Source organism: Candidatus Sulfidibacterium hydrothermale (assembly GCF_020149915.1).
Taxonomy (GTDB): domain Bacteria; phylum Bacteroidota; class Bacteroidia; order Bacteroidales; family F082; genus Sulfidibacterium; species Sulfidibacterium hydrothermale.
Map to the genome: position 1 here is coordinate 1,276,156 of NZ_CP083760.1, position 25,238 is coordinate 1,301,393.

Consider the following 25,238-nt stretch of genomic DNA (forward strand, 5'->3'; position numbering starts at 1 on the left):
ATGGACAAACTGCAGGTCATAAATGTGAGTAAGCGCTTTGAAAATCATCAGGCGCTTGATCATGTAAATATTACCATTGGCGAAGGATCCATTTATGGCCTGCTGGGTCCTAACGGAGCAGGAAAAACAACCCTGATTCGTATCATCAATATGATTACGGCTCCTGATGAAGGAGAAGTATGGCTTGACGGAAAACCGGTAACCCAGGATGATATTATCAAAATCGGGTATTTGCCGGAAGAACGTGGCCTGTATAAAAAGATGAAAGTAGGAGAACAGGCTGTTTATCTTGCTCGTCTAAAGGGAATGTCGGCAGCTGATGCCCGCCGGAAATTAAAATACTGGTTCGAGCGTTTTGATATTGTTGACTGGTGGAACCGGAAAGTAGAAGAACTTTCGAAAGGAATGCAGCAAAAGGTACAGTTTATTGTTACCTTGTTACACGAACCACGTCTTTTGATTTTTGATGAACCTTTCAGCGGTTTTGATCCTATTAATGTAAATTTGCTAAAAGAAGAAATTCTTCATCTGCGCAAACAAGGCGCCACAATTATATTCTCTACGCACAATATGGCTTCGGTAGAAGAGCTTTGTGATCATATTGCCTTGATCAATAAGGGGAAAAAAGTGCTGGAAGGCAAGATCGATGAAGTAAAGAATCGTTACCGGAAAAATATTTACGAAGTGACTTTCCGGGGAGAAAAAGAAAAGGTTTTACTTCCCGAAGATTATTTTTCTGTTCAAAATGAAATCCAAAAAGAGAACGGAGAAAAACAGATGGTGGTGAAGTTATTGAATGGTAGTACATCCAATGATTTACTGCAACAGATCATGTCTCAGGCGGAAATTACGGCTTTTCAAGAGATCCTTCCTTCTGTGAACGAAATTTTTATCCGGCTGGTTACCGGGGTTTGACTTTAAATTCCTTAATATGAGTAAGATTCCTTCTGTTTATGCTTATTGCGATCGTTGGTGCGAACGTTGTGCTTTTGGTGCCCGTTGTGAGGCTTTTGCTGCAGATGCTACCCTGCGAAAGCCTGAAAACCTGGAAGCCGATGATGAAAAAAACCGTGTTTTTTGGAAGATATTAGAAGAAACCTTACCGGAAACATTGGAATATGTCCGTCGGACTGCAACAGAAAAAGATGCTGATCTGCAGGATTTTCCCGGCATCAGTACACGGGCAAAATTTGATCTCTTTCAGCGAAAAGCTGTTAATAATATGGTGCTGAAAGCCGGACGGAAATATGAAGACAGTGTGGATGATTTTCTCGATGACCGGGCCGATGCCGGCGAAATTGCCATAGACGAACTACAGCCGGGGTCAATCTTTAAACTGGTGAATGACCATTTTTCTGAAAAAGAAAAACAAAATGCCAACGATCTTATCTCCGTTATCATGCGCTACCAGTTGCAGCTTTACCTCAAGCTTTCCCGCGCTTATTATTCCAAAGGACGAGAAGAAGAATCTGAAGAGAATGTCTCCGGGCCAAAAGAATCAGACGGAACTGCCAAAGTTTGTCTGCTCCTTATTCACCGGTCTATGGTAGCCTGGCGGGGATTACAGAAGTATTTCCCGGGAAAAAAAGAGGATATTGATGAGATTCTTTTTCTGTTGATGCGGATGAAAAACCGACTGGAAGAGGAGTTCCCGGAAGCTCAAAATTTTATCCGCCCGGGATTTGACGAAGTGTAATTTTTTTCTTTTTTCATTCTTCTTTGTTTTACCTGTGTTTTTTGCTGTCCTCCTGTCTGTAGGACTCTATGGAGAACGAAGCGCAGCGGAGTGAAGGATCTTAAAAATAATCACGGTTGTTAAAATAGATGCTTCACTGCGTTCAGCAGGATAAAAGAAGTTAATTTTTGGAATTTGGGATTTTTTTGTCTTTTGAGATTTTCACTTTAGGCACTTCTAACTTTAGGCACTTGAAGTACTTGGATGTTGAGATTTTTGTCTTTTTGGGTTTTTTCATCCTTGTATGTCTTTCGATGTGTTAAGCCGGCGCATTATATTTTTCCTCTGTTTTTCTGTTTATTATTCACAGTTTTTGTATTTTTGTATGTAAGATATGTATATAAATTAAATATAAAGATATAAGCCATGTTAACATTACGAAATCCGTTTATTATGGCGCTTGTAAAGCTGGGATACAGCGATGGTACAGGCGTGGTAACCCAAAGACATATTGATTTTTATGCTCCCCGAAGCAAACATGTGGGGGCGGTTACACTGGAACCGTTGTATATGGACGCCGGTTTGCGTGAATTACCCACCCAATTGGGTATTGATCAGGATAACAAGATTGAAGGCCTGAAGAAACTGACGGGTCTTATTCATGAAAACGGGGCAAAAGCCATTGCCCATATTAATCATCCCGGCCGGATGGCCAACCCGAAAATTCCCGGAAATTATCATTGGTCTTCTACGGACAAAGCCTGTGAAAACGGTGGAGCAAAGCCATTGAAAATGGACCGGGCCATGATGGATAAAGTGGTGCAAATGCATGTAGAAGCAGCCCAAAGAGCCAAAAAAGCCGGATTCGATTTTATAGAGTTACAAACCGGACACGGTTATCTTTTGGCACAGTTTCTTTCGCCGGCAGTGAACGATCGTACCGATGAGTATGGCGGGAGTTTGGAAAACCGGATGCGTTTTCCGCTTGAAGTGGTAAAAGCGGTAGTTGATGCGGTAGAACTTCCTGTCATTGCCCGGATCAGCGGCGATGAAATGATTCCCAACGGGTTTCATGTGGAGGATATGAAAATTTATGCCCGTGAGCTGGAAAAAGCCGGTGTAGCAGCATTGCACGTGATTGCCGGAACAGCTTGTAATACGCCGCCGTGGTTTTTCCAACACATGTTTGTGCCCAAAGGTAAAACCTGGCAGCTGGCCGGAGAATTGAAAAAAGAGGTCAATATTCCGGTGATCTTTCTTGGACGAATTCACTCTGCTGAAGATATTGCTTTGTTAAAGGAAAAATATGGAGCAGAATATTTTGCTTTAGGACGTGCGCTGGTAGCCGATCCGGATTTTGTAGGGAAATATCTCGGCGAGGTAAAAGGAAATATTCGTCCTTGCTTGGCTTGTGCCGAAGGATGCCTGGGTGGAGTGAAATCCGGAAAAGGTTTGGGATGTGTGGTGAATCCGCAGGTTAATACCCAGCTTCCGGATTTGGGAAAAACCGGAACACCGAAACATTTTGCTGTGGTGGGTGGCGGTTTGGCCGGAATGCAGGCGGCTATAAGCCTGACACAAAAAGGACATCAGGTTACGCTTTTCGAGAAAAATGAGCTGGGCGGACAGTTTAACCTGGCCTGGTTACCTCCTCAAAAGGAAAGCTTGAAAGACCTGGTTGATTATTATCGCACAGAATTGAACCGGTTGCAAATTCCGGTTAAAAAGGAAGAAGCTACAGCAGATACCGTTAAACAGGGAAATTATGATGGCGTAGTAGTCGCTACGGGAGCTGTGCCTGCCGTTCCGCCCATTAAAGGATTGAAAAAATATTACTGGACTGAATTTTTAGAAGATGAGCAATTGCCGAAAGGGAAAAAGGTATTGGTTATCGGTGGCGGATTGATTGGTATGGAAGTGGCCAGTAAACTGGTAGATAATGAAAACCAGGTAGTGGTTGTGGAAATGCTGGAAGAAATTGCCCGTGGGATGGAGATGATTGAAAAAGCCATGACCCTGAAAAAATTACAGGCAAAAGGTGCGGAAATAATCACAAAACATACTGTAGCCGAAATCAACGGCAGTGAAGTTAAAATTACCGGTGAAGAAGGAGAACGCGTCATTTCGGATGTGGATCATATTGTAGTAGCGGCTGGAATGCGGTCGTATCACCCGTTTGAAAAAGAAGAAGGAATGCCTCCTTTGTATTTTATTGGTGATGCACAAAAAGTAGGAAAAGCCCAGGAAGCTATTCGTGAAGCTTACGAATTGGCGTTGAATCTGTAACCGGTTTTAAATAACGCATAATAATGTAATATACAAGTAGTTCAGGCGTTTGCCTGGACTATTTGTTTTTATAAGATATTCAACTTTTGCAGGTTTATTTTTTTCTTAAAGGTTAAATAATACGAAGTTGTGGGCAGGCCTACCGAAACGGCGGGCCTGCCCGACTACGTCATTCAGGCGGGCCGGCGATGGAGTGAATGCCGAAAAGCTTACAGCATCGTGCAAAAGTGCTTGCATTTCTCTTGCGATGAGCAAGAGACTTTTTTGCCGGAGATGTTGCTTTTCGGCAGAGTGGGAAGAAGCATTCGTTTCGGTGCGTCTTCTTTGGTTCCCTGCCCGACAATGGTCAGGCGGGCTTTCTTGACGAGACAAGAAAGGAACAGAAAATACTTTGAAAATTCTTTTTCACTCAAAGTAAAAAAGCACAATTTTACCCGGAATTAATGATTGTCATTAAAAAGTAAAATGATTACTACGATATCTAATGAACAAATAGGGCGCAGAATATCAATAGTTTTTACGTTTGTTCAACTTAGCGAATATTTTTAATGTGGTATTAAAACTGATAAAGTTGAGTAAAACACAGATAAAATGTACCAAAGCAGCAGATGATAAAAATTCTTTTGTGTTCCCCCTGAATTTCTTTACTTTTGAGAAACAAAACCGGTATTATTTCCGTGTTTCATTAAAACCTGATACCATGAAAATACGTTATCTCCTTTTTCCTTTTCTTTTTTTTATGTCCATGCAAATGCAAACCAAAGCCCAGACATCATTTGATTCGCTGGCGTTAACACCACCCATGGGGTGGAACAGCTGGAATACCTTTCAGTGTAACATTAACGAAAAGCTCATTAAAGAAACGGCGGATGCCATGGTAAAATCGGGCATGCTGGCTGCCGGGTATAAATATCTGATCATTGATGATTGCTGGCAGGTTGGCCGGGATAAAAACGGAAATATCATCGCTGATCCGGTAAAATTTCCTTCCGGAATCAAAGCCCTCGCCGATTATATTCACTCCAAAGGACTAAAGTTTGGTATTTACTCCGATGCCGGAACAAAAACTTGTCAGGGAAGGCCGGGCAGCCGGGGATATGAGTTTCAGGATGCCCGTACGTATGCCCGTTGGGGGGTGGATTATCTGAAATACGACTGGTGTCATCATGGAACACAAAATGCCGAAGCATCTTATCGTTTAATGGCACAGGCACTGCGTGCGGCAGGAAGACCCATTGTGTTTAGTATTTGCGAATGGGGAACCAATAAACCCTGGTTGTGGGGAAAAAAAGCAGGTGGAAATTTGTGGCGGACTACCGAAGATATCTTGAATTGTTATGATTGCCGTAATGACTGGGGAGGAATGGGGTTTGTTCATATTTTGGATTTGCAGGTCGGTTTGCAGGCTTATGCCGGTCCGGGGCACTGGAATGATCCGGACATGCTCGAAGTGGGAAACACCGGTTTGACGGTGGAAGAAAGCCGGTCGCATTTTAGCTTGTGGGCTATCCTGGCGGCACCGCTTATTGCCGGAAACGATATTATCCACATGTCGGATACCATTCGTGACATTCTCACTAACCGCGAAGTGATTGCGGTGGATCAGGATCCGTTGGGTAAAGAGGGAACCCGTGTAAAAAAAGAGGGTGACCTGGAAGTATGGGCCCGGCAACTGGCTGATGGCAGCCGGGCGGTGGTACTTTTTAACCGTGGTGAAAAAAAGGCTAAAATTGCTTTTCAATGGACGGATATTGGCTATCCGAATACACTGAAAGCAGAAGTACGTGATTTGTGGAAGCATGAAAACCTGGGAAAATTTAAAGGTTCTTTCTCGGCAGAAGTGGGAAAACACAGTGTGGTAATGGTGAAAGTGATACCGGAATAACCGCCGTAGTTTTTCGTGATGTTTTTAATATTTGTTTTTCCTGTTTAAAGGGGGATGAAAAGTAAAAAAAGCCTATTCCTGTTTAACATTATTTCACATTAAACCCCTCCGTTTTGTGTAACTTTGACAGTCCCAAAAACCGGACAAAAAGTAAAGTCATCAAGGATGATAAATAAAGAGATTCAAAAAATATTCCAATGAAACGTATTTACATTTTGGGGGTAGCCGCCTTGCTTTTTTTATGGGGGTGTGCCAATTCCAACCGGAAAACCAATCAAACCGGCACGGCCAAATTGAAATATCCCGTAGCGATGCCGTATAATAAAGTGCTGACACCAGCCGGAAAGCAAATCTTTTTTGGCGATTCGGCACTGGAAAATCATGCGTTGGATGTGGCTTTGTCACCGGATGGAAAAACGCTGGCTGTGGAAGGTCGTTACCGTGTTGTCTTTGTAAACAGGGCTAATAATAAAATTGTATATCAGTTGGTGTTGCGTCATTATCTGAAAGGCCGAAAAGCCATAAATACTTATTCCGGGATTACCTGGTTAAAAGATAACGGAAAAGATTATGTGTTTTGGAGTACCCGGAATGATTTGATGCAGGCTCTTTGGAATGGTGATTCGGCGCAGATTGTGGCTACGTATCATTTTGCCCGTAAAAAAGGCGTGTCGGCATCCATTCCCAATGAAATGGTTATTAAATATGAAAAGGGAGATCCGGTAGTTTATCTTGTTTTAAATGGCAATGACGAGGTAGCAAAAATCAATATCAGAAACAATAAAATTTTATGGCAACGGCCGGCTGGTCTGGCTCCTTACGGGATAACCATGGCCCGTGGCAAGCTTTATGTCAGCAACTGGTCGGGGGCTGTTCCGCCGGTAGGCGATACGGCTACGGCAGGCATTCCTTGGGAAAAGGCACAGGTAAATCGTTTTGGTGCTGTTTCTTCCGGAACGGTAAGTGTAATGGATCCGAAAACCGGAAAAATCCTGTATACGATTAAAACCGGATTGCACCCCAATAAGGTGGTTAAAAGTCCGGATGGAAGATTTGTTTATGTGGCCAATGGAAACAGCGATAATGTGACGGTGATTGATACCAAAACGGATCAGGTAGCCGAGACGATTTCGGTTCGTTTAAACCGTGAGAAGAATCCTTATTTTGGTGATTCTCCGGACGGGCTGGCGATTTCAGCCGATGGCAACCGGCTTTATGTGGCCAACGGCATGGATAATGCGGTTGCTGTGGTAGCGCTGGGAAGTAAAGCCGGCGGAAAAACACAGCAGAGTATCAGCCGTGTTTTGGGCTTCATTCCTACGGCAGCTTATCCGGCCGGGATAGCTTTGAAAGGAGATACCATGACTGTGGCTAATATCGAAGGGGTAGGATCGCGGCTTACGGTGAAAAGTAAAAACAAAGCGTTTCGTACGTTTTATGCGGTGAACGGTAAAAGACATTCGACTGCAGGTGCTTACAATTCGCACCGGATGCTTGCCTGTGTCTCTGTTTTCCCGCTTCCTGACAGTGCGAAGTTGCAAAAGTATACGCAGCAGGTGGTAAAGAACAACCGGTTAACCCGTTTGGCGATGCTGGATTTGCTTCCGCGAAAAAATGTAAAACCGGTTCCGGTGCCGCAACGGATCGGAGAGCCATCCGTGTTTAAACATGTCATTTATATCATCAAAGAAAACAGGACCTACGATCAGATTTTGGGAGATGTAAAAAAAGGAAATGGCGATGCTGCACTTTGTACTTTTGGTGAAAAAATAACGCCTAACATTCACCGGCTTGCTACGCAATATGTGTTGCTGGATAATTATAAAGCTTCCGGAAAATGTTCGTCCGAAGGACATGTGTGGACCGATGCTTCTATGGTAACCGATTACATTGAAAAAAATGTGCGTGCCTGGTTCCGGAGTTATACCCATGTATTGTATGATGCTATGGCTTATCCGAAAACCGGATTTTTGTGGGATGATGCACTGGATCACGGAAAAAGTGTCCGGATTTACGGGGAAGCTTGCCGGCCGGTTTGGAACACCGGTGAAAACTGGACGGATATTTACCATGATTATCTTACCGGAAAACCTTTCCGGTTTACCAATGTAACAACGATTGAGCGGGTTCGCGGGGTGTTGTCGCCCATTTATCCGGGATACGACAGCCATAAAATTACGGACCAACTGCGGGCAAAAGCTTTTATTACCGAGCTGAAAGCGTTTGAAAAGATGCCGGGTGATGCTTTGCCCGATTTAATGATTGTGGCTTTGCCCGATGATCATACGGCCGGAACGGCACCGGGATTTCCCACGCCTCGTGCCATGGTGGCAGACAATGATGCGGCTTTGGGAAAAATTGTGGAAGCGGTGAGCAAAAGCCGGTTTTGGAAAAATACGGTCATTTTTGTTACCGAAGATGATTCGCAAAGCGGATGGGACCACGTATCAGCCTATCGCACGGTAGGATTGGTGGTAAGCCCTTATTCCAAAACAGGAAAAGTGGTTTCGACCGATTATAATCAGACTTCGCTGATTCGGACCATTGAACAGATTCTCGGACTTCCTCCGATGAATATTATGGATGCGTCGGCTCGTCCGATGTTTGATGTTTTTACGGATAAACCCGATGTAACTCCTTATCATGCGGTGAAAAATAATATTCCGTTAAACGAAATGAATCCGGCTTTGCGGGCTTTAAAAGGAAAGCAAAAAGCTTATGCCCAGGCTTCATTGAAAATGGCCAAACTAGATATTGATGGTGGCGATGACGATTTGTTAAACCGGATTGTCTGGTTTTCTGTAAAAAGAAACGAACCTTACCCGGCCCGCTACGCCGGTCATGATGATGACGATGACGATTGAGCCCTTTGGATGTATGATGTGAGGATGTTTGGATGTGGGATGTGAAGATGGAAGGATGTAGGATGGAAGATTTTTGATGTTTGGATGTGAAGATGGAAAGATGTTTGGATGTCAATGATGAGTGATGAACGATGAATGTAGAAGGGTGAGTTGTTAGTGTTTCGTTATCAGTTGTTTAACGTTCTGGGCTTGTCGTTTGGTGCTTGAGATTTTTTTTGCGATTTGATTTTTTGGATTCCCCACTTTAGGCACTTCAAACTTCGATCATTGGGAAGGATGAATGATGAGTGTAGAACGATGAATGGCTGATTTTTAATATTTTACTCATGTTTTTGCTGTCATTCTGAACGGAGCGATAGCGAAGTGAAGAATCTCAAAAAATAATCACGACTGTTCAAAGAGATGCTTCACTGCGTTCAGCAGGACAAACTAGTTGATTTTTAGAATTTGAGATTTTTTTTGCGATTTGTTTTTTGTTTTTTTGGATTCTCCACTTTAGGCACTTGAAGTACTTAAAAGGCATCTCTTTTCAAGTCGGACAGGACTTGAAAAGTGGAGGTATAAGCGCAGACGAAAGCGGGAAATTCATCGTCCGGGCGGGCCCTTAAAACGATGAAAAGTTTGCTAATCCCTATTCGTGATAATAAACCCGTTTTACGCGGCGTGAGATGCGACTGAGAACTTCGTAAGGAATGGTTCCGGCAGCCTGGGCCAGCTCAGAAACAGGATGATCGGTATAGAAAATCATTACCGGATCACCTTCGCGCACTTCCATACCGGTTACATCAATCATACACATGTCCATGCAAATGTCTCCGACCACCGGTGCCGGTTGCCCGTGAATATAAAAAGTAATATTTCCGTTGCCCAATGACCGGAAAAGTCCGTCGGCATAACCCACAGAAACCGTAGCAATACGATGGGGTTTTTTCGCGATAAAACGCCGGTTGTATCCTACGGAGTCTCCGGCTTTAATTTCTTTGATTTGTGTGATTTCTGTTCGTAAACTGGTGACATTATGCAGTTTCCCGGAAATTTCAGGTAACGAAGAAACGCCATACAGACCAATGCCAAGGCGTACCATGTCAAATTGTGCTTCCGGAAAACGGATAATTCCTGCCGAATTCAGCAGATGCAAAGAAACCGGGTATGGAAAAGCTTTTTTTAGTTTTTCAGCCATACGCTGAAACTGTTGAATTTGTCCGTGGGTAAAGTCATCCAAAGCCGGATTGTCTGCCCCGGCAAGGTGAGAGAACACCGACTGAACATAAATCAACGGATTGCTGTTAATCCGTGTGATGAGTTCATCCAGTTCGTCTTCATTAAATCCAAGGCGATGCATGCCGGTTTCGAGTTTCAGGTGGATTTTTGCCGGTTTGTTTTGTGGTAACTGATTCCGCCGGATGGCCTTTTCCAGCATACGCAAACTACGGAAACTAAAGATCTCGGGCTCTAACTGGTGTTTCATCATCAGATCGAAAGCGTATTCTTCCGGATTCATGACCATGATGGGAAGACTGATTCCGGCATTACGCAATTCCACCCCTTCATCGGTATAAGCTACGGCAAGGTAGTCTACCTGATGAAATTGTAAAATGTTGGCGATTTCAAAACTTCCGCTGCCATAGGAAAAAGCTTTGACCATTGCCATGACTTTGGTTTCCGGCTTGAGTTTAGCACGGAAAAAATTGAGATTTTCGGTGAGGGCACTGAGATTGATCTCAAGAACGGTTTCGTGGACCTTTTGCTGGAGCAACCGGTTGATTCGTTCAAATTCGAAGATACGGGCTCCTTTTAATAAAATGGTTTGGTTACGAAAGGAAGCCATCGGAAAACCGGCAATAAAATCCTGTGTTGTCCGGAAAAAATCCTTTTTCATAGGAAAAAGTCCGGCGTGACGCGAGATGGCTTCGCCGATGCCAATAATGTGCGAGACCCCTTTTTGCTGAAGCAGTTCGGCTACATTGCCATAAAGTTCGGCTTCGCTTCGGCCACTTTGAAGGATATCGGAAAGAATAACCGTTTTTTCTCGGTGTTGGTTTTGTTGCTCCATAAACTCCAGCGCGATGGTGAGCGAATTGATGTCGGAGTTATAGGCGTCGTTAATGATGGTGCAGTTGTTAATGCCTTCGCGCTGTTCCAGCCGCATGGCAATAGGTGTCAGTGCAGCCATGCGTTGCCGGATTGTCTGTTGATCGTATCCGAGGCACAGCATGGCAGCCCAGCAGTGAATGGCATTTTCCACAGAAGCCTTGTCGGCAAAAGGAATTTCCACCGAGATTTCCCGGTCTTGGTAAATTCCTGTTATTTCTGTAGCATTTTCTTTTACGGTTTTGTTTGTAATTTGCAGATTGCTGTTTTGGTCGGCTCCCCATGAGAATGTGCCGATATTTTCCAAAATTCCGGTGCGGATAAAAGTTTCCAACAGCTCTTTTTGGTCATTATTGTAAATCAGCGTATCCACGCGGGTAAAGAGTTTCAGCTTTTCGCCAATTTTTTGGGAAAGCCCGATAAAACCTTCGTTATGGGCTTCGCCGATGTTGGTAAAGATGCCCAGGGTAGGCTGGATAATTGCCTGCAGGTGTTCCATTTCGTCAGGCCGTGAGATGCCGGCTTCAAAAACAGCCAGTTCGTGGCTGTCGTTCATCTGCCATACAGAAAGGGGAACGCCGATTTGAGAATTGTAACTTTTGGGGCTGCGTACGATTTTTTTGTCTTTGCTCATTAACTGAAAAAGCCATTCTTTTACAATGGTTTTTCCGTTACTTCCGGTGATGCCGATAACTGGTATCTGGTAACGGCTGCGATGGTGTGCCGCCAGCTGCTGTAAAGCTTTTAATGTATCTTGTACCAAGAAAAAAGATGCTTTCGGGAAAGCTTTCCGGTCGATTTTTTCGTTTGAAATAACAAAATACCGGATGCCCTTGCGATATAAATCGCGAAGATAGCGGTGGCCGTCGTTTCGGGTGCCTTTTAAAGCAAAGAACAGGGTTTTGCTTGCCCGGATAAATTTCCGGCTGTCGATAAGAATATCTTCCACCACGATTTTATCGGCATCGGGCGAAAAGAGTTTGGCTTTTAAGATGTCTGCCAGCTCATGGCCGTCATATTTTGGGTGTGTCATGACTGTTCGGATAACGGGTGGGCATGCATGGCTTCCCACTGACGACGATTGCGAAAAATATTAATGGCAAGGTAAACGGCTTGCCGCATGGAAGCCGGCGAAGCAAGATTTTTTCCGGCGATGTCATAAGCTGTGCCATGGTCGGGAGAAGTACGTACAATGGGTAATCCGGCAGTGTAGTTTACTCCGCCATTTTCGGCCAGTAGTTTAAAAGGAATGAGCCCCTGATCGTGATACATGGCCAGTACGGCATCGAACTGTGTGTATTTTCCCGAGCCGAAAAACCCGTCGGCAGCAAAAGGACCAAAAACCAACATGCCTTGTTTTTTAACTTTAATAAGGGTGCTGTGGATAATGGTTTCGTCTTCTGTGCCGATCACTCCATTGTCGCCGGCATGCGGATTAAGTCCGAGAACTGCAATTTTAGGCCGTTCGATGAGAAAATCTTTTTTCAGCGATTCATGTAAAATGTTCAGCTTTGACAATAATTTTTCTTCGGTGATGTTTTGAGCTACTTCTTTTACGGGCAGGTGATTGGTAACGGTGCCTACCCGCAGACTGTCTGAAACCATCAGCATCAGCGAATCTTCAACCTGAAACCGGTTGGTGAGATATTCGGTGTGCCCTTGAAAAGAAAAGTCTTGAGAATGGATGTTTTCTTTGTTAATCGGTGCGGTCACCAAGACATCAATTTTTTTGTTTTTAATGTCTTTTACGGCGGTTTCAAGTGCCTGGTAGGCAAATTGACCGGCAAGGGGTGTTGATTTCCCAAATTCGATTTTTATTTCCTCGTCGCTTAGGCTTAGGATATTCAGTTTTCTGTCGATAATTTTTGAACTGTTTGAAATCACATGGTAATTCAAATCAGTTAAACGAAGTTGTTTTCGGTGGTAACCGATTACCCGGGGAAGTCCGTAGATTACCGGAGTAAACATTTCGTACAACCGGTTATCCATCAGTGCCTTAATCATTATCTCGTAACTGATTCCATTGAAATCACCGTGGGTAACGCCCACACGTACAGGCCGGTTTTTTTCTTTCAAACGTTCCTTCATGATGGTTTGAATTTAAAAGGCAAAGGTAGGCTTTTCTACAAAAAAACAGGCTGTTTACTTCGATGAAGTTATATGATATTAAATCAAAATGACTAATTCCTGTTTTAATATGCTACCATCAGGCTTTCGCGGAGAAAAAGGTTCGTACTTTGTCGCTCGGTTTATTTTTTACCTTTTGTAAAATATTTTTTTGTAATCCCGAAGGGATTAAATAGGATTAACCGCGGGTAAACCCCGTGAGATAAAAATAATAGGAAGCAGAACCCCGAAGTGGTTCAATAATTTAAACCAGAAAAATTTCTATCCAACAAATTTATTTTCAGGTTCTTTATTGACAGATATACACCATTTTGTCTTTGTTTTCTTGTTCCTTTCTTGCTCCGCCAAGAAAGGAACCAAAGAAGGCGGCCCGAAACGAATGCTTCTGCCCGCTCTGCCGGAAACCAACATCACCGGCAAAAGAACCGGTTTGTCAACCGAAACGCAAGCGCTTTTGCTCGGTGCTGTAAAATTTCCAGCATTCACGCTTACGCTGGCCCGCTCGTTTCGGGAGCTATCCCGCGCAGTTGGTGTTCTGTCCCGAATTTCATATTCTTCCATCCAAAGTATCAGTACATTGTGAACCAAACAGAAATAAATAACACTCTGAATGTTTTTAGCGCATTAAAAGCTATCAAAATACGCTTTTGGTTTATTTAATCCAAAAGCGCTTTGATTTAATATCGGTATTTACAAAGATATTAGTTGGTTTTAAATTTGAATTGAATTGATTTGAGTTCGGTATTGGCTTTTTCTATCTTTTGTTTGAGTTGATCTTTGTAAGCAACGAGTTTTTTCCGGATCGCCGGATCGCCGGCAGCAAGGATTTGTGCTGCAAGAATAGCTGCATTTAAAGCATTGTTGATGCCTACTGTAGCCACCGGGATACCGGGAGGCATTTGTACAATGGCAAGCAGGGCATCCATTCCGTCGAGTGTGGCATTGATGGGAACGCCAATGACCGGCAGGGGAGTGGTGGCGGCAATGACACCGGGCAGGTGAGCTGCCATGCCGGCTCCGGCAATAATGACTTCGAGTCCGCGCTGCTCGGCTTCTTTGGCAAATTTTTCAACGGCTTCGGGGGTGCGATGGGCTGAGAGTGCATTCATCTCGAACGGAATTTCCATTTCATCAAAAAAACGGGCCGCTTTTTCCATGATTTTCAGGTCGGATGTGCTGCCCATAATGATACTAACGCGTGGGTTCATGGGAATGTGATTTTGTTTTTTGGGTTGTTTTTCTACAAGCAAAAGTACACATTTTGATGGGAAAGTCTTGTCTTTTGAGCCGGGCTGATTGGAAAGAAGAAAAGATGAAAAGATGATCCGGACAAGATATGCTGGCTGGAAGAAATGAATGCCGGATAAGAATTAAAGTAAAAAATGTGGCAGGCTCCGAAGGAGTTCCTTTGGAAGGGCGCAGCGGCAGCTCCTGCAGGCCGGAACCGATGTGCAGCGGCACAGGCAGGGCGACAGGTGAAGCCCCTGCCTGCTGCCTGCGAAACACGGTTTCCGGACAAGGGACTATAGCGGAGCACCCGGCTGCCACCCTTAAAATGATTGGAATAAGTCTAAATTTTTTGAAGAAGATAAAATCATAGCTTCGAAATGTTATCTTTGTAATCGTTTACAGATATTTTATTTACAATGGCAACAATTACTGTTTTGGATAAGGTTTTTGAACCTTATATTCCGCATGAAAAAATTTTGGAAGCTGTTCGTCGGATGGCAAAAGAACTGGAACGTGACCTGGCGGATAAAAATCCGCTTTTTTTAGTGATTTTAAACGGCGCTTTTATGTTTGCGGGTGATTTATTTAAAGAACTGCATTTTCCGGCAGAAATTTCGTTTATCAAATTTGTTTCTTATTCGGGAACGCATTCTACCGGTAATGTGCGGCAACTGATTGGTTTGGATGAAGATGTTGCAGGCCGGACGGTGGTGTTGGTGGAAGATATTGTGGATACCGGCATCAGTATGGAGAAAGTGTTGGAATATCTGAGCGACAAAAAGATAAAAGATTTACGCATTGCCACCTTATTATTTAAACCCAACTCGTACAAAAAACATTTTAAGATTGATTATATCGGCATTGAGATTCCGAATGATTTTATTATTGGCTATGGACTGGATTATAACGGGCAGGCCCGTAACCTGAAAGACATTTATAAAATCGTTCAATAACCAAAATCTGAAATCATGTTAAATATTGCACTTTTTGGACCTCCGGGTGCCGGAAAAGGTACCCAGTCGAAAAAATTATTGGAAAAGTACAACCTGACCTATATTTCTACAGGAGATATGTTGCGTTCGGAAATTGCCGAAGGGTCTGAGCTGGGGATGAAAGCCAAGTCGATTATTGAAAAAGGAGGACTTGTAGATGATGAGCTGATTATTCAGCTGATCGAAAAAAAGATAAAAACCAATCCGGACTCACGTGGGATTTTGTTTGACGGATTTCCACGGACTACGGTACAGGCTTATATTCTGGAAGGATTGATGTTGAAGCTCAATTCGTCGCTCAATTGTATGATTAGTCTGGAAGTGCCTGAAAAAGAACTTATCCGGCGGCTTCTGGAACGCGCCAAGGTTTCGGGGCGCTCTGATGATACGCTGGATGTGATTAAAAACCGGTTGAAAGAGTATGAGAGCAAAACCAAACCGGTTGCTGATTTTTATGCTAAAAAGAATAAATATTATCCGATAAACGGTGTGGGCGATGTGGATGAAATCTTTAAACAGATTGTAGACATTGTGGAACGCACCAAGTCGGTTCAGCATACCAATATTGTTTTGCTGGGAAAACCCGGTGCCGGAAAAGGAACCCAGGGAAATCTGCTGGCCAAGGAGTTTGGGCTGGTGTATATTTCCACCGGAAAAATGATGCGTCAGGAAATCAAAGACGGTACGGAAATCGGGAAGCTGGCAAAACCATACATGGATAAAGGGGAAATTGTGCCGGATGAAATTCCTATTCGTCTGATTGAAAGAAAGATTAATGAAAACCCGGATGCCAATGGTTTTATTTTTAAAGGCTTTCCGCGTACGCTCATTCAGGCTTACATTCTTGACGGTTTGCTGAAAAGAGTAAACATGTCGGTTTCGGCTATGATTGATATGAAGATTTCCACTTTAGAGGCTATAAAGCGTCTTTCGGCCCGTGGCCATACGCATAAAGCCCGTTCGTATGATAAAAGTACGGAGTTGATTGTGAATCGGTTAGAGCAGTATAAGGAGAAAACCAATCCGGTAATTGATTATTACAAAAATCAAGGAAAATATTTCTCAATCCGTGCCGAAGGTACCGAAACGGAAGTTTTTGAAGAATTGAAAAAGAAAGTAATGGATATTTTACACGAGTCGTACTGATCGTGTGAAGTGTATGGAAATAAAAAAAGCTGTCAACATGTTGACAGCTTTTTTTATGGTTTCTTTTTTGCTTGTTAAGCCTTGTAAAATCCTTTGGCTTCGGCTTCTTTTAAAGCATTGTAAATTCCTTTTTTGTTGATGATACGAAGTCCGGCAGCCGATACCATTAACGTAACCCATTTTCCGGTTTCCGGAACATAAAACCGTTTGGTTTGAAGATTGGGATGAAATTTTCGTTTGGTTTTAATATGGGAGTGGGACACGTTGTTTCCGGTCATCACTTTCTTTCCTGTTATCTGACAAATTCTTGACATGGTTGTGCGCTTTTATCGTGTTCAAAAATGGAGTGCAAAGAACGGAATATTTTTTGAATTATTCAAATGTTTCCCGAAAATTTTCAGTTTCTGTTCTTTTGCAGTGTTACTTATTGATTGTTAAGTTGTTATCTGTATATTTTACGGGTTGTAATAAAATGATTTTTCAGGGTTACCGGTTGCCATACATTTCGTCGTAGTATTTTTGGTAGTTTCCTGAAGTAACATTGTCAAGCCATTGCTGGTTGTTAAGATACCAATCTACGGTTTTTTCCAGTCCTTCTTCAAATTGCAGGCTGGGTTTCCATCCTAATTCGCGTTGCAGTTTGGACGAGTCGATGGCATAACGCAGGTCATGGCCGGCCCGGTCAGTAACAAAGGTGATGAGCTTTTCGGAAGTGCCGGGTTCACGTCCCAGCTTTTTATCCATCACTTTGCACAGCACCTTAATCAGGTCAATATTTTTCCATTCATTATGTCCGCCAATGTTAAAAGTTTCGCCGTCAGGCCCCTGATGATAAATAACATCAATGGCGGCGGCATGGTCTTCCACATAAAGCCAGTCGCGTACGTTTTCCCCTTTTCCGTAAACCGGCAGCGGTTTGTTATGCCGAATATTGTTGATAAACAGCGGAATAAGTTTCTCCGGAAACTGATTGGGGCCGTAGTTGTTTGAACAATTGGAAATGATGACCGGTAAGCCGTAGGTGTCGTGATATGCTCTGACAAAGTGATCGGAACCGGCTTTGGAAGCTGAGTACGGACTGTGTGGATCGTAGCAGGTTTCTTCTGTGAAAAAACCTTCCTGTCCCAATGCGCCATAAACTTCGTCAGTGGAAACATGGTAAAAACGTTTTCCTTCCGGATGTTCTTTCCAGATTGCCCGGGCTGCATTTAACAGGTTTACAGTCCCAATGATATTGGTAAAAACAAAGGCATTCGGGTTGGTAATCGATCGGTCGACATGCGATTCGGCGGCCAGATGAATTACGCCGTCGAATTGCTCTTTTTCAAAAAGCTTTTGAATAAAAGCATCATCGGTGATGTCGCCGAGAACAAAATGATAATTGGGTTTGTTTTGGATATCTTTCAGGTTTTCCAAATTGCCGGCATAAGTCAGTTTATCCAGATTATAAATCTGGTAATCCGGATATTTATTTACAAATAACCGGACTACGTGAGAACCAATGAATCCGGCTCCGCCGGTGATCAGTATTTTTTTCATTTTCTATCAATAATATGTTAAACGGTTACTGTTTATCTGCTAATTTTTTACGGTAGGCTTGTTCCCATTTCCAGGCCGAAGCCACCATTTCTTCCAGTCCTTTTTCGGCTTTCCATCCCAGTTCGCGATTGGAAAAGGAAGGATCGGCCCAAACCTGGATTACATCGCCTTCGCGACGGCCCACAATTTTGTAATTGAGCTTTAATCCGGAAACTTTTTCAAAAGCTTTGATCACTTCTAAAACGGAATATCCTTTGCCGGTTCCCAAATTAAATACCTCAAACGGTTTTTTCATCTTATCCTGAATCATGCGGTCCACAGCGATTACATGGGCTTTGGCCAGATCAACCACGTGGATGTAGTCGCGGATGGGCGTTCCGTCAGGAGTAGGGTAGTCGTTTCCGAAAACTTTCAGCTGGTCGCGGATGCCGATGGCTGTTTGCGTGATGAAAGGAACCAGGTTGTTGGGCACGCCAAGCGGGAGTTCTCCGATCAAAGCTGATTCGTGTGCGCCGATGGGATTGAAATAGCGCAAAGCAATTCCGTGAATGTCTGAGGCTTTTATGGTGTCCTGGATAATTTCTTCCGAGATTTGTTTGGTATTTCCATAAGGCGATTCCGCTTTTTTAATCGGGGCTTTTTCTGAAACCGGAAGTTCGTCCGGCTGTCCGTAAACCGTACAGGATGATGAGAATACCAGGTTTTGGATGTTGTTGTCGCGCATGCTTTCCAGGATATTCATCAGCGAAACCAGGTTGTTACGGTAATACATCAACGGTTTTTCCACCGATTCGCCCACCGCTTTGTAAGCGGCAAAATGGATGACCCCTGCAATGTCGTTGTTTCGTTGAAAGAAATCGGCGGTTTTTTCACGGTCTACCAGGTCAAAGACTTCCAACACCGGACGGGTGCCCGTAATTTTTTCGATATTATCGACGATTTCAGCGCTGGAGTTGGAAAGATTGTCTACAATCAATACTTCAAAGCCTTTATTTTGCAGTTCTACCACGGTGTGGGAACCAATATAACCGGTTCCGCCTGTTACCAGAATTTTCATGATGAATGTTTTTGTTGAGAAAGTAAAAATACAACGATTTGACGGGATGTGCAACCCGGATTAAAGTTTTCGTACCCGGCCGTTTTCCAGAATATATTTTTCGTGGCTTTCAGGACATTCGGCAAGATTGTTTTCATCGAATTCAAGCCGGTGGCCGTATTCGCTCATCCATCCGATTTGCCGGGCCGGGTTGCCTACTACCAGTGCATAAGGCAACACTTCTTTGGTGACTACAGCTCCGGCACCGATAAAGGCAAACTCTCCAATGTCATGTCCGCAAACAATGGTGGCGTTGGCACCGATGGAAGCCCCGCGCCGGACAACGGTTCGGGTGTATTGTCCACGGCGGTTGACATTGCTGCGTGGGTTGATGACATTGGTGAAAACCATGGATGGCCCGAGAAAAACATCGTCTTCGCAAATAACACCGGTATAAATGGAAACGTTATTTTGTACTTTGACGTTTTTTCCCAGCACCACGTCGGGCGAAACCACCACATTTTGCCCGATGTTACAGTTTTCTCCCAGTTTGCATCCGGTCATGATGTGCGAAAAATGCCAGATCCTGGTTCCTTTTCCGATTTCGCAACCTTCGTCGATTACTGCGGTTTCATGGGCAAAATATTCCTTTTCGTTTTTCATGATCACAAGGTTTGATGAATAAAATTTAAAACAGCCTGGCTGATTTCTTCCAGCATGTCCGTTGTCATTTCGGTATGAATGGGCAAAGAGAGTACGGTACGACTTAATTGTTCTGTGACCGGGAAATCGCCTTCGCCATACCGCTTGTCGCGATAAGCTTTTTGCAAATGAAGCGGAACCGGGTAATATACGGCAGAAGCAATACCTTGATCCTTTAAATGCTTCATTAAGGCTTGCCGGTCAATGCTTTCATCAAGGACTACAGTGTATTGATGGAAAACATGGGTGGTAAACGGTGCCGTTTGCGGCGTTTGGATTTTTTTACAGTCGGCAAAAGCCCAGTTATAAAATTCAGCAGCTTTTTGGCGTGCTTGGGCGTATTCGTCCAGATGGGGAAGCTTTACCGCCAAAATAGCTGCCTGAAGGGTGTCCAGACGAGAATTTATGCCGACATAATCGTGATAATACCTGACTTTCATGCCGTGGTTGGCCAACATTCGTAATCTTTCAGCAAGTTGATCGTCGTGAGTAAAAACGGCTCCGCCGTCGCCGTAAGCACCCAGGTTTTTCGACGGGAAAAAAGATGTGCAACCAATGGTGCCGATGGTGCCTGCTTTTTGTGTTTTTCCGGTGTCCGGATGGGTAAAGTCGGCCCCGAGTGCCTGGGCTGTATCTTCGATTACATAAAGCTGATGGGCTTTTGCAATTTCCATGATTCGTTGCATATCAGCCGTTTGTCCGAAAAGATGAACCGGAATGATGGCTTTGGTGCGGGGGGTAATGGCTTTTTGTACCGCCTCCGGATCAATATTGTAAGTGCCGGGCAGCACATCTACCAACACCGGTTTGAGTTTGAGCAGGGCAATGACTTCGGCCGTGGCAATGAAAGTAAATGACGTTGTGATGACTTCATCACCGGGTTGCAGATCAAGTGCCATCAAAGCCAATTGCAAAGCATCGGTGCCGTTACCGCAACTGATGACATGTTCTATTTGCAGGTAATCAGCTAATTGTTTCTCAAACCGTTTTACTGCCGGACCTTTGATAAAAGCCGTATTTTCCAGAACATCTGCTATGGCGGCATCAATTTCCGGTTTGATTTTTAAATACTGACCTTTCAGGTCAACCATGGGATATTTCATAATTTTTTACTGTACTTTTTAACGTGTGAGCAAAGGTAGGAAAAACAGAAAGAAAGCATGTGTGTCAGCGGGTTTCTTTGTTGCGGGCCGAGTCGTCTTCTGCTACTATTTTCAAAGCGTCGAGACCGCTTTCCAGAATTTGCCGGATGGATTTTTTGAGAAAAAGTCCCAGCCATTTGCCAAAAGGATATTGCAATCCACTGAAATGTAATTGCCAGGATACTTTTGTGCCTTCTTCATAGGGCTTGAAAGTCCAATATCCTGTAGCTGTTCCCGGCGTTCCGAAATCCATGTTTGTTTTGATGACCTTATACGGTACGGATTGTACGATTTCAATGTTTCCGCTACCTGACTTTTTACTTTGCCACGACCGTTTGGCCCCAACTCCTTCTGCTGGTCCTGAAAAGGTGTTCTTCATGGTAAAGTCCTGCATGAACGGAGACCATTGTTTTCTTGTTCTCAGGTTGTTAACCAGATTGAATACGACAGAGTCTGGGGCATTGATTATTCTGTCAGCCGTGATGGTATAAGTGGATGGGAGAAACAAAGGAATCAGGAAAAAGAGTATAAAAACAACAAAAATGATTTGCAGGGTTAATCGCAAAGAGGCTTTCATGGAATTTAAATTTTATGGTTTAAAAACATTCACCAGCCTTTCACAGGCCTCTTGAATAATCTTTTTCGGAGCAGCAAGATTCATTCTTTGGAAACCTTCTCCACCGGGGCCAAACACCGGGCCGTGACTCAACCCAAGCCCGGCTTCGAAAACAAGTTTGTCTTTTATCTCTTTATCGGAGAGCCCGGTTCCTGAAAAATCAATCCATGCCAGAAAAGTGGCTTCCGGCGGAGTAAGTTTTAAATCAGGGAGTTCGTTTTTTAGACATTCGGAAACAATCCCGAAGTTTTCTTTAACATATTGCATCAGGGCGTCTACCCACGGTCCGCCTTTTGTATAGCCGGCAGTAGAAGCAACCATTCCAAAAAAGTTTCCTTTCAGGATATGATGTTGTTTTAAGGTTTGGCGATACTGTTTGCGGAGTTCCGGATTGGAGATAATTACAGAAGAGGTGGATAGTCCTGCGATGTTGAATGTTTTGCTTGGCGCAATGCAGGTGATGGTCATGTTGGCAATTTCATCCGATAAAGCAGCCATGGGGTAATGTTTAAATCCGGGAAGGATCAAATCGTTATGAATCTCATCGGAGATGATAATTACCTGATTTCTCACGCAGATTTCTCCCATGGTTTTTAGCTCTTCGCGGGTCCAGCACCGGCTGACCGGATTATGCGGATGCGATAAGATGAGTATTTTGGCTTTTTTGGCTTTTTCTTCCAGGTCATCAAAGTCGATATGGTATGTACCATCCGGTTTCCGGATTAACAAATTGTCCAGTTGTTGACGGTGATTGTCGTGAATGGCATCAAAAAAAGGAAAGTAAACCGGAGGTTGAACAATGATTCCGTCCCCTTTTTCAGAAAAAGTCTGAATGGCAAAATGGATAGCCGGTACTACGCCCGGAGAAAAACTAATCCAATCTTTTTTAATTACCCATTGATGCCGGGATTTTACCCAATTTACAATGGCCTGAAAATAAGCGTCCGACATAAATGAGTATCCATACACTTCGTGGGCTGCCCGTTCAATGACTGCATAACGAATGAAATCGGGAGTGGCAAAATCCATATCGGCCACCCACAGCGGTAAAACATCGGCACGGCCAAAAGTTTCCTGCCGTTTATCGTATTTTACGCAATCGGTATTTTCGCGTGCAATGATTTGGTCAAAGTTGTATTTATCCATTTTTGGTGTAATCAATCGTTTTGAAAAAGAAGCAATATGGTTTTAAACTTATGCAACAATTTATCTTTCCACGGGATTTTTGGCTCAGTAAGGTTTCCCGAAAAAGGCTCTCCTCTCTTCAGAAATTTTTTGACAAAATAATTGGGTGTTATGCCATATTTACGAAGAAACATGTCTCTTCCCCGGTTTTTTCTTATTCTTCCGGTTGACTTAGAGCCAAAGTGATACACTTTGCTGTTGCCTAATCCTTTAAAATATCTTACTCCGGCTTTCCAGAGTTTCATAGAGAGATCGGGATCGGAATACATTCCTGGTGAAAACTCAATGCTCATGCCGCCGACCAAGTCCCAAAGTTTTACCGGAATAAGTACCGGTGGCCAGGTGCTGCCCGACCAGTCGGGTTTTTCAAGGTCTTTAAATTCTTTTAAAAGAAGCTCTTCCTGAAATGCGGCGGGATGATCGCCATAATTTTTTACCAAGCCACAAATGTTATTGGTTTCTTGGGGCTCGATCATGGTAGCAGACAACATAAACCAATGATGACGGAGTTTTTGGATCTCGTCCAGAAAGTTTTGGTCCCAACCCGGAAGCATGTACATGTCATCATTGACGTAAACAATATAATCGGTATGTATCAGTGGACGACAGACATTTAATCCATAGCAAATTCCGATGTTGTCAGGAGAGTAAACGTAGTCAATATCCGGTTGTTCTTTGATCCATGACAAACTTCCGTCTTTTCCTTCATTGATAAGAACAATGATCTGATGCGGAAAAGCAGAATTTTGCCGGATGCTCCGGATGCACAGTTTCAAATATTCCAGATTATTCCAACTGGGAATCAGTAAGGAGAAAAGGTGATTTTCTTCAGGACGGGTCCGGTGTATCTTTTGAATATTGTTGAAGTTCATCATGAACCGGCTGATTTCTTTTTTGCATCAAAGGTACGGCAATTTTTTTTCCGGGGAACGGGTTTTCTGAACTTTGAAAAAACAGTGGGACAAGCGGTTTTTATTCGATTTTTTTCAGACCTTTGCTGTATAAACCCGAATCAGAAATCAAAAAAAGAAAAAATGGAAGATCAAGCGGCTGTGGACAAAAAAAATCTGGCCCTTCTCAAAGAAGTTATTCAGAATGTGATGCCCGTGAATAAATTGCTGGGAATAGAAATTGAGAAACTGGAAAAAGGATATGCTGAAGTGCGGGTTCCTTTTCAGGATAAATTTGTGGGGGATTTTCAGCGGGGATTGTGGCATGGCGGTATTTTAGCCAGTGTGGCGGATACCACGGGCGGACTGGTGGCCTTGAGTATGTCTAAACCTGGTGATCAGGTCAATACGGTAGATATGCGCATTGATTATTTGCACGGCGCTATTAAAGCCGATGTGTTTGGAACAGCCGAATTGGTGAAATCCGGAAAACGAATTATCGTGGCCGATGTTAAACTTTACCAAAAGCATCAGGAACAACCGGTAGTGGTGGCACGATGTGCTTTCAGTATTCTGAGAAAATAAAAAAAAAGGAGCTTTCGGGCTCCTTTTTTTATGTCGTTACTCTTAGTACATGACAAAAAATAAATCACTGATAATCAGCAAAATAACCCTTAAAAAGTTTGGATAAAACATTGGTATTCAGTATCTTAGACGAATATTTACCAAGTATTTGTCAGATGAAGAATACCAATGTCAGCAGTAAAGATAGTCATTTAGTTTCAGTTTTAAAGGAACATTTTGAAGGCAGGCTGAATTTAGCCCGGATAAAATTCATATCATTATTCATTATTGCTTTAACAAAAGTAAGGACTGTTCATTTTGAGAGCCTGGCAAGGGGATTTGATACTCAGGCAGAAGAAAGTTCTTCCTTGCGCCGTATCCAACGATTTATCTCATCCTATTCTCTTGATTCTGATTTAATCGCAAAATTAATTTTCAGTTTATTGCCCCACAAAGAACGATTAACACTTTCTATTGACAGAACCAATTGGAAGTTTGGCAAAACAGACATAAACATCTTTATGCTTGGCATAGTGTATCAGGGAGTAGCCTTTCCATTATTGTTCAGTATGTTAAAAAAACGGGGTAATTCCAATTCGCAGGAAAGGATAAACCTGATTGAACGATACATCAACCTTTTTGGAAAAGGTACGATAGAATGTATTGTTGCAGACCGGGAATTTGTTGGTGAAAAATGGCTTAAGTATCTTAACAATAATAACCTGCACTATTATATTCGTATCAGAAATAATTTTAAAGTTTTTGTTCCCAGAAAGAATAAAACCATTAAGGCATTTTGGTTATTCAATGCATTCAGGATAAATGAGTTTGTATATTACCCCAACATTGTAGAAGTAAACGGACAGTTGTGCTATTTGTCCGGAAGCAAATTACATAACGGAGAATATCTAATTCTGGTATCATTTACCAAACCGGAAAAGGCTGATGATTACTATAAACAACGATGGCAAATAGAAATGACCTTTAAAGCCATGAAATCAAGCGGTTTCGATATTGAAAAAACACACCTTTCAGATATCAAAAGAATTGAAAAACTCGTCTTGTTGATTATGGTTGCTTTTGTCTGGGTTTACAAAGTGGGTATTCATATCCATCAAAATATCAAACCGATTAAAATTAAAAAACACGGTAGAAAAGCAAAAACAATCTTTAAAACAGGTCTCGACTTTATTACAAAATGCTTTCTTAATGATAGTTATACTCCTGAGTTCAATATCTTCCAATTTTTGTCATGTACTTAGGTCGTT

At 43.1% G+C, this 25,238-nt stretch carries 22 protein-coding genes; 9 read left to right on the forward strand and 13 right to left on the reverse strand.

Translation table 11 applies throughout. The features are described from left to right. The 3 genes from LA303_RS04950 (at position 1) to LA303_RS04960 (ending at position 3,961) form a co-directional block, all read left to right on the forward strand. On the forward strand, positions 1 to 915 hold the full coding sequence (locus tag LA303_RS04950; RefSeq protein WP_240526826.1) for an ABC transporter ATP-binding protein: 915 nt from the start codon (positions 1 to 3) through the stop codon (positions 913 to 915). Positions 916 to 931: 16 nt separating this feature from the next. Then, on the forward strand, positions 932 to 1,696 hold the full coding sequence (locus LA303_RS04955) for a hypothetical protein (RefSeq protein WP_240526827.1): 765 nt from the start codon (positions 932 to 934) through the stop codon (positions 1,694 to 1,696). Between the two features lie 405 nt (positions 1,697 to 2,101). After that, positions 2,102 to 3,961 carry an NAD(P)/FAD-dependent oxidoreductase gene (locus LA303_RS04960; RefSeq protein WP_240526828.1) on the forward strand — a complete coding sequence of 620 codons (1,860 nt, stop codon included), beginning with the start codon at positions 2,102 to 2,104 and terminating at the stop codon, positions 3,959 to 3,961. Positions 3,962 to 4,170: 209 nt separating this feature from the next. Here LA303_RS04960 and LA303_RS04965 read toward each other — a convergent pair whose 3' ends face one another. Continuing rightward, positions 4,171 to 4,374 (reverse strand): hypothetical protein, encoded by a 204-nt coding sequence (locus tag LA303_RS04965; RefSeq protein ID WP_240526829.1) that lies wholly within the window; start codon positions 4,372 to 4,374, stop codon positions 4,171 to 4,173. Positions 4,375 to 4,700: 326 nt separating this feature from the next. Between LA303_RS04965 and LA303_RS04970 the strand changes: the two genes are divergently transcribed. Together LA303_RS04970 and LA303_RS04975 are read left to right on the forward strand one after the other, a co-directional pair. Then, positions 4,701 to 5,846 (forward strand): glycoside hydrolase family 27 protein, encoded by a 1,146-nt coding sequence (locus LA303_RS04970; protein WP_240527111.1) that lies wholly within the window; start codon positions 4,701 to 4,703, stop codon positions 5,844 to 5,846. 197 nt (positions 5,847 to 6,043) lie between these two features. Continuing rightward, positions 6,044 to 8,710: an alkaline phosphatase family protein gene (locus LA303_RS04975; RefSeq protein WP_240526830.1), complete on the forward strand. Its 2,667-nt coding sequence runs from the start codon at positions 6,044 to 6,046 to the stop codon at positions 8,708 to 8,710. Positions 8,711 to 9,341: 631 nt separating this feature from the next. Here LA303_RS04975 and LA303_RS04980 read toward each other — a convergent pair. The 4 genes from LA303_RS04980 to purE all read right to left on the reverse strand — a co-directional run bounded on the left by LA303_RS04980 (position 9,342) and on the right by purE (position 14,136). Then, positions 9,342 to 11,834 (reverse strand): bifunctional UDP-N-acetylmuramoyl-tripeptide:D-alanyl-D-alanine ligase/alanine racemase, encoded by a 2,493-nt coding sequence (locus LA303_RS04980; RefSeq protein WP_240526831.1) that lies wholly within the window; start codon positions 11,832 to 11,834, stop codon positions 9,342 to 9,344. Beyond that, positions 11,831 to 12,889 (reverse strand): 4-hydroxythreonine-4-phosphate dehydrogenase PdxA, encoded by a 1,059-nt coding sequence (gene pdxA / locus LA303_RS04985; protein ID WP_240526832.1) that lies wholly within the window; start codon positions 12,887 to 12,889, stop codon positions 11,831 to 11,833. Before pdxA ends, LA303_RS04980 begins: the two co-directional genes overlap by 4 nt. A gap of 300 nt (positions 12,890 to 13,189) precedes the next feature. Further along, a complete protein-coding gene (locus LA303_RS04990; RefSeq protein ID WP_240526833.1) occupies positions 13,190 to 13,489 on the reverse strand; it encodes a hypothetical protein in 300 nt (99 codons plus the stop codon). 140 nt (positions 13,490 to 13,629) lie between these two features. Next, positions 13,630 to 14,136 carry a 5-(carboxyamino)imidazole ribonucleotide mutase gene (purE, locus tag LA303_RS04995; RefSeq protein ID WP_240526834.1) on the reverse strand — a complete coding sequence of 169 codons (507 nt, stop codon included), beginning with the start codon at positions 14,134 to 14,136 and terminating at the stop codon, positions 13,630 to 13,632. Between the two features lie 438 nt (positions 14,137 to 14,574). Here purE and hpt point away from each other — a divergent pair, with 438 nt between their 5' ends. Together hpt and LA303_RS13450 are read left to right on the forward strand one after the other, a co-directional pair. Then, positions 14,575 to 15,111 (forward strand): hypoxanthine phosphoribosyltransferase, encoded by a 537-nt coding sequence (gene hpt / locus LA303_RS05000; RefSeq protein ID WP_240526835.1) that lies wholly within the window; start codon positions 14,575 to 14,577, stop codon positions 15,109 to 15,111. A 15-nt stretch (positions 15,112 to 15,126) separates the two neighbouring features. Continuing rightward, a complete protein-coding gene (locus LA303_RS13450; protein ID WP_262901569.1) occupies positions 15,127 to 16,296 on the forward strand; it encodes an adenylate kinase in 1,170 nt (389 codons plus the stop codon). A 74-nt stretch (positions 16,297 to 16,370) separates the two neighbouring features. Here LA303_RS13450 and rpmB read toward each other — a convergent pair whose 3' ends face one another. The 8 genes from rpmB to LA303_RS05050 form a co-directional block, all read right to left on the reverse strand. Further along, positions 16,371 to 16,610, reverse strand: a complete 240-nt coding sequence (gene rpmB / locus LA303_RS05015; RefSeq protein WP_240526836.1) for a 50S ribosomal protein L28 — start codon at positions 16,608 to 16,610, stop codon at positions 16,371 to 16,373. A 172-nt stretch (positions 16,611 to 16,782) separates the two neighbouring features. After that, the gene (gene rfbB, locus LA303_RS05020) at positions 16,783 to 17,835 is read right to left on the reverse strand and encodes a dTDP-glucose 4,6-dehydratase (protein ID WP_240526837.1); all 1,053 of its coding nucleotides are present in this window, start codon (positions 17,833 to 17,835) and stop codon (positions 16,783 to 16,785) included. Positions 17,836 to 17,860: 25 nt separating this feature from the next. Further along, positions 17,861 to 18,892, reverse strand: coding sequence for a UDP-glucose 4-epimerase GalE (gene galE, locus LA303_RS05025; protein ID WP_240526838.1), 1,032 nt, complete (start codon positions 18,890 to 18,892; stop codon positions 17,861 to 17,863). A gap of 60 nt (positions 18,893 to 18,952) precedes the next feature. Further along, complete coding sequence (locus LA303_RS05030; RefSeq protein WP_240526839.1) at positions 18,953 to 19,534, reverse strand: acyltransferase; 582 nt, start codon at positions 19,532 to 19,534, stop codon at positions 18,953 to 18,955. 2 nt (positions 19,535 to 19,536) lie between these two features. Continuing rightward, positions 19,537 to 20,676 (reverse strand): DegT/DnrJ/EryC1/StrS family aminotransferase, encoded by a 1,140-nt coding sequence (locus LA303_RS05035; protein WP_240526840.1) that lies wholly within the window; start codon positions 20,674 to 20,676, stop codon positions 19,537 to 19,539. Between the two features lie 64 nt (positions 20,677 to 20,740). Continuing rightward, positions 20,741 to 21,292: an SRPBCC family protein gene (locus tag LA303_RS05040; protein WP_240526841.1), complete on the reverse strand. Its 552-nt coding sequence runs from the start codon at positions 21,290 to 21,292 to the stop codon at positions 20,741 to 20,743. A gap of 12 nt (positions 21,293 to 21,304) precedes the next feature. Further along, positions 21,305 to 22,477 (reverse strand): MalY/PatB family protein, encoded by a 1,173-nt coding sequence (locus tag LA303_RS05045; RefSeq protein ID WP_240526842.1) that lies wholly within the window; start codon positions 22,475 to 22,477, stop codon positions 21,305 to 21,307. Between the two features lie 11 nt (positions 22,478 to 22,488). Next, positions 22,489 to 23,391 (reverse strand): glycosyltransferase family 2 protein, encoded by a 903-nt coding sequence (locus LA303_RS05050; protein WP_240526843.1) that lies wholly within the window; start codon positions 23,389 to 23,391, stop codon positions 22,489 to 22,491. A 159-nt stretch (positions 23,392 to 23,550) separates the two neighbouring features. Here LA303_RS05050 and LA303_RS05055 point away from each other — a divergent pair, with 159 nt between their 5' ends. Together LA303_RS05055 and LA303_RS05060 are read left to right on the forward strand one after the other, a co-directional pair. Next, positions 23,551 to 23,991 carry a PaaI family thioesterase gene (locus tag LA303_RS05055; protein ID WP_240526844.1) on the forward strand — a complete coding sequence of 147 codons (441 nt, stop codon included), beginning with the start codon at positions 23,551 to 23,553 and terminating at the stop codon, positions 23,989 to 23,991. 155 nt (positions 23,992 to 24,146) lie between these two features. Beyond that, positions 24,147 to 25,232, forward strand: coding sequence for an IS4 family transposase (locus LA303_RS05060; RefSeq protein WP_240524782.1), 1,086 nt, complete (start codon positions 24,147 to 24,149; stop codon positions 25,230 to 25,232). The last annotated feature ends 6 nt before the right edge of the window (positions 25,233 to 25,238 follow it).

Bases quoted from the DNA above. Each gene is read 5' to 3' on its own strand.
- purE (WP_240526834.1), bottom strand. From the start codon at position 14,136: ATGAACCCACGCGTTAGTATCATTATGGGCAGCACATCCGACCTGAAA.
- LA303_RS04950 (WP_240526826.1), top strand. From the start codon at position 1: ATGGACAAACTGCAGGTCATAAATGTGAGTAAGCGCTTTGAAAATCAT.
- LA303_RS04955 (WP_240526827.1), top strand. From the start codon at position 932: ATGAGTAAGATTCCTTCTGTTTATGCTTATTGCGATCGTTGGTGCGAA.
- galE (WP_240526838.1), bottom strand. From the start codon at position 18,892: ATGAAAATTCTGGTAACAGGCGGAACCGGTTATATTGGTTCCCACACC.
- LA303_RS05045 (WP_240526842.1), bottom strand. From the start codon at position 22,477: ATGGATAAATACAACTTTGACCAAATCATTGCACGCGAAAATACCGAT.
- LA303_RS04990 (WP_240526833.1), bottom strand. From the start codon at position 13,489: ATGGAAGAATATGAAATTCGGGACAGAACACCAACTGCGCGGGATAGC.
- LA303_RS04960 (WP_240526828.1), top strand. From the start codon at position 2,102: ATGTTAACATTACGAAATCCGTTTATTATGGCGCTTGTAAAGCTGGGA.
- rpmB (WP_240526836.1), bottom strand. From the start codon at position 16,610: ATGTCAAGAATTTGTCAGATAACAGGAAAGAAAGTGATGACCGGAAAC.
- pdxA (WP_240526832.1), bottom strand. From the start codon at position 12,889: ATGAAGGAACGTTTGAAAGAAAAAAACCGGCCTGTACGTGTGGGCGTT.
- hpt (WP_240526835.1), top strand. From the start codon at position 14,575: ATGGCAACAATTACTGTTTTGGATAAGGTTTTTGAACCTTATATTCCG.
- LA303_RS05060 (WP_240524782.1), top strand. From the start codon at position 24,147: ATGAAGAATACCAATGTCAGCAGTAAAGATAGTCATTTAGTTTCAGTT.
- LA303_RS04980 (WP_240526831.1), bottom strand. From the start codon at position 11,834: ATGACACACCCAAAATATGACGGCCATGAGCTGGCAGACATCTTAAAA.
- LA303_RS05040 (WP_240526841.1), bottom strand. From the start codon at position 21,292: ATGAAAGCCTCTTTGCGATTAACCCTGCAAATCATTTTTGTTGTTTTT.
- LA303_RS05055 (WP_240526844.1), top strand. From the start codon at position 23,551: ATGGAAGATCAAGCGGCTGTGGACAAAAAAAATCTGGCCCTTCTCAAA.
- LA303_RS13450 (WP_262901569.1), top strand. From the start codon at position 15,127: ATGTTAAATATTGCACTTTTTGGACCTCCGGGTGCCGGAAAAGGTACC.
- LA303_RS04975 (WP_240526830.1), top strand. From the start codon at position 6,044: ATGAAACGTATTTACATTTTGGGGGTAGCCGCCTTGCTTTTTTTATGG.
- LA303_RS05035 (WP_240526840.1), bottom strand. From the start codon at position 20,676: ATGAAATATCCCATGGTTGACCTGAAAGGTCAGTATTTAAAAATCAAA.
- LA303_RS05050 (WP_240526843.1), bottom strand. From the start codon at position 23,391: ATGATGAACTTCAACAATATTCAAAAGATACACCGGACCCGTCCTGAA.
- rfbB (WP_240526837.1), bottom strand. From the start codon at position 17,835: ATGAAAAAAATACTGATCACCGGCGGAGCCGGATTCATTGGTTCTCAC.
- LA303_RS04970 (WP_240527111.1), top strand. From the start codon at position 4,701: ATGTCCATGCAAATGCAAACCAAAGCCCAGACATCATTTGATTCGCTG.
- LA303_RS05030 (WP_240526839.1), bottom strand. From the start codon at position 19,534: ATGAAAAACGAAAAGGAATATTTTGCCCATGAAACCGCAGTAATCGAC.